The 4528-nt window shown below is 71.2% G+C and carries 1 pseudogene; it reads right to left on the minus strand.

Annotation, left to right across the window (positions count from 1 at the left end):
* Nucleotides 1–2038, minus strand: a pseudogene (locus FMP39_RS37655) (hypothetical protein); the annotation flags it as partial.
* Nucleotides 2039–4528 lie beyond the last annotated feature (2490 nt).

Below are 4528 nucleotides of genomic sequence, written 5' to 3' on the forward strand. Positions count from 1 at the left end.
AGACAGCTGCGACCTGGACGGGCGCGGGAGCCGGATCCGTGGCGGGAGGCGGCGTCTGCCCATTGTCGACAGGCGCGTTCTCAGGTGCCTCGTCGCCGCCCGTAGCCTCCGCGGGAGCGGCGGGCTCCGTGGCGTCGAGGCTGGCCATGGGGGCAGCAGGGGTGGTGAGCAGTTCGCCATGCTCCGCGACGACGAAGCCGCGTGCCTTGCGCGGCGCCGGGGTGTCCTGCATTGGCGAATCCGCGTGCTGGCCTGTTGAAGCATCCTCCGCCGTCGGGTCGGACTCGTCGGCGATGGCCGCCAAGTCCAACTTGAGGCCGAATGGCTGCGTCACCTCGCCGAAGGGCAGCGCGGCCCGTTCGTCCGTGGATGGCATGGAGCCGGGAGCGGACTCGATGGACGGAGTTGGCTCGGTCTCTGTGGTTGCCGCAGCCGCCTCCGCGAAGCCGTCAGGCGCATCGCTCGGTGTTACGGCGGTTGGGGCGTCTACGGTGGCAGCCGACGTCGTCTCCGCAGACGGGTTGACCGCGACTGGCTCCTGCGTGGCCGGTGAGGATGAATCACTCGTGAGTTCCGAGTTCGCCGCGGCGGTTTCGGTTGCAGCGGCTGGAGCCGTGGAATGACCACCGGCATCGGCCACGATGACGGGCTCGGCTGGGCGCTGCGCTTCGGCTGGCGTCGTGGAAGCCAACGACGACGCGGCCTCCGCGGATTCTCCCACGAGGACTGGACCGGAGTGGGCCTGAGAGGCCTCCGGCAGCGCTTCCACACCGAGAGGTTGCTCAGTCCCTTCCGGTTCGGGAATCGAGCCCACGGACGCGACATCATCGGGCGACGTCGAGCCCGCCGCGCTCAAAGCGTCAGCGTTCGGCGACTCAGTTGGAGAGGCGGCCTCGTGCTGTGAGGTCTCAGCATCCGGCCCTGGAGCTGACGCATCCGTCAGCTCGGCGGTCGACGCCATTTCTGCGGCCGGACGAGCGTCACCGCCCGGCAAAGGAACGGCGGCACCTTCCACGTTCGCAGACGACGCGAGGACAGCGGCGGCAGCAATCTCCGTGTCAGACGAGACCGTCGCGGTCTGGCTTGCTGCCTGTCCAGGGGCCGGTTCAGCAACGGCAACATCTTCATTCGTGGGCGACGGAGCGTGCTCACGGTCGAGCGCCGCAGTTGCCGTTTCCTCGGTTCCCTGAGGCCCCAATGCCGCCGACGACTCGCCAAGGGCGGACGCTTCGGGTGCCGCATCGTTCACACCGGCAGCATGCGGCTCGGCGCCAACCGAACGAATGCCACTCGAACCACCGGAGACATCCGGCGCGGCAGCAGCGGCAGCATGTGCATCCGAGGTCGAGTTGGCCTCGGTGGTTGCGGCGGGAGCAACAACGCTCGCGCTTGCCACACCAGCGTCATTCGGCTGGGCAGTAACGAAGCTTGAGGCCGATGCATCGACGTTCGCACCAGGTGCAACGGAGTCGTCCGGCTGTGACAAAACGGCACCGTCCGCCGATACGGCCGAGACCGCATTCGCATCACCAGCAACATCCTGCGCAGAGGAAGATGCCCCCGCCGCCAAGTCATCAACGCTTGAGGTGGCGACATTGGCCGCGTCCAACACAGCGGATACGGCTACAGCTTCAACGTCCGGACTCGCAATATGGGCTGCTTCCGACTCAGCGGTAGCCGCGCCTGCTGCCGATGCCTCAACAACTGCGTTCGGTTCGTCGTGAATGGGGCTGGCCGACGGCTCCTCACCCGATTCCACACTGACGTCGGCTGCCGCCACTCCAACGGCTTCGCTTGCGACGCCACCCGATGCCGCACCGGCGCCCGCTGCCATCACTACGGCGGCTTCGTCTACTGCCTGCGGCCCAACTGCGGCGTCGGTGACAATGAGCGGCTCAACCACAACAGTGGCATCCGTGAGGTCTGGCGTCTCGGGAGACACCTCCTCGTCCACCGACGACGCACCTTCGGTCGCGACAGGGGTCGCCGACACGACGTCGGAAGCCGTGACGGCAACGGCCTCGACGTCGAACACCACGTCAGAGTCCGTGACCAACGCCTGCTCGGGAGCCCCACTCGCGTCGACGGCATCCGGCACATGCTCTTGAGCCGGCACCTCAGCAGGGATACCAACCCGTTGAGGCACCGCGCCGCGCTCGTCGGGGGACTCTCGTCCTTCGCTCGCGAAGGGAGCAGGCGAGATGCCGTGACCACGATGAACCGCGGGCGACATTCCGGGAGGAACCGGCATCCGGCTTGAATCGAAGTCCGGCGCCGAGGGACCACCGCTCGGCCCCGAAGCCCCCAGGTCTTCCTCGAGATGGAACGGAGGTTCCGTTCCATCCGCGGCAGCCGAGGACGGGGCAGCGCGTGCTTCCGCTGGAGGCGTCTCGGCTGGCTCATCGGTCCTTGGAGCTTCCGCAGCGACATTGCCAGGGACTGGCATGTCCGCATCCACGGGCCGTGCATCCCCCAGTGACGCGGGAGGCGACATCGCTCCGGGAGGCGTCATCCCCTTGGGGAGCTGCGACGGCATGCCCGCTGGATGCGCAGCGACCACGCCTGAAGGCGGCGTCGGGGACACCTGCGCGGGCGGTCCGCTTGACGGGCCCCGCGCCATGCCCGGCGTGGGTGCGCCCTGCAGGGCCACAGGCGGGCCACCTGCGGCCGGAGGTACGGGCAATGTGCCCGGAGGCGTCGGTCCGTGAGGCGAGTGAGGACGGGGCATCCCCGGCCCTGCGACGGCCCGAGCCCCAGCAGTCATCTCCGGAGGCAATGCTCCGGGAGGCACGGGGCCATGGGCCCCCCCGTGCACGGACGGAGGCGGTGCGCCCATCATTCCCGGAGGCATCGCCCCGAGGGGCACGGGGGCATCGGGCACCCCGTGCGCAGTCGCAGGCGGTGCACCCGTCATTCCCGGCGGCATCGCCCGGTGAGGCCCAGAAGCATGGGGCTCCGCGTGCGCAGTCGCAGGCGGTGCACCCGTCATTCCCGGCGGCATCGCCCGGTGAGGCCCAGAAGCATGGGGCTCCGCGTGCGCAGTCGCAGGCGGTGCACCCGTCATTCCCGGTGGCACCGCCCCGGGAGGCACGGGGGCATCGAGCCCCCCGTGCACAGACGCAGGCAGTGCGCCCGTCATTCCCCGTGGCATCGCCCCGTGAGGCCCAGGAGCCTGGGGCCCCCTGTGCGCAGTCGCAGGCGGTGCACCCGTCATTCCCGGTGGCATCATTCCGTGAGGCCCGAGAGCCTGGGGCCCCCTGTGCACGGACGAAGGCGGCGCGCCCGTCATTCCCGGTGGCATCGCCCCGCGAGCCCCCGGCACCGCAGGCAGTCCCGGCGACGACGGCGGTCGCGCGCCCATCATCCCGGGAGGCACCGGCCCGTGAGGCACAGGCATGCCCTGCGCAGGTGGCGGCCGTGCTCCCATCCCCGCAGGCACCGGCCCATGCGCCCCTGGCAATCCGGGAGCGGGCGGAGGCCGTGCTCCCGTCATTCCCGGTGGCACCGGCCCCCCATGAGGCCCGGGCATCGCAGGCAGGCCCGGCGACGAGGGGCGTGCTCCCACCATTCCCGGAGACACCGGTCGATGAGGCCCCGGCACCGCAGGCAGGCCCGTCGCGGACGGCGGACGATGTCCCATCATCCCGGGAGGGACCGGCCCGTGTGGCCCGGGCGCGGGAGGAGGCCGTGCTCCCATCGTTCCCGGCGGCACCGGCCCATGAGGCCCCGGCACGGCGGGCAAGCCCGTTGCGGACGGCGGGCGATGTCCCATCATCCCGGGAGGAACTGGCCCAGCAGGCCCGGACGCGCCACCCGCCATGCCAGGAGGTCCCGACACCGCAGGCAGTCCCGTCGCGGACGGAGGCCGATGCCCCATCATCCCCGGAGGCACCGGAGCCCCCACCCCAACCGTCGCCGGCGGCTGTGCGCCCGTCATTCCTGGAGGCACCGGAGCCCCCGCCCCAACCGTCGCCGGAGGCGGTGCGCCCATCATCCCCGGAGGCACCGGAGCCCCCGCCCCAACCGTCGCCGGAGGCGGTGCGCCCATCATCCCCGGAGGCACCGGCCCATGAGGCCCCGGCACTGCCGGGACACCCGTCATGGACGGAGGCCGTGCGCCCGCCATGCCTGGCGGCACCCGACCGTGTGGCACAGGAACCGCGGGCAGTCCCGTCACGGACGGAGGACGTACCGCCATCATCCCCGGTGGAACAGTCATGCCTCCGGGCGCGGACGACGGCGATGCGCCCGGCATCCCCGGAGGAACCTGCGGACCAGCAGTCCCCACACCCGGTGCTCCATGCACCGCAGGCAGTCCCGTCGCTGAGGGCGACCGAACCCCGGCCCCCTCCGGCGGCATCGACGCACCCGACCCAGGCAGCGCGCCCACCACGCCCGGCGGTCCCGCCACCGCATGAAGCCCAGGAGACGACGGAGGCCGAGCCCCCATCATCCCCGGAGGCACCGGAGCGCCCGGATGCGCCGATGGCCGCGAGAGCATCCCAGGAGGAACACCCATCCCCTCGCC

Origin of the sequence: Myxococcus sp. AB056, assembly GCF_006547365.1 — a bacterium.
Taxonomy (GTDB): domain Bacteria; phylum Myxococcota; class Myxococcia; order Myxococcales; family Myxococcaceae; genus Myxococcus; species Myxococcus virescens.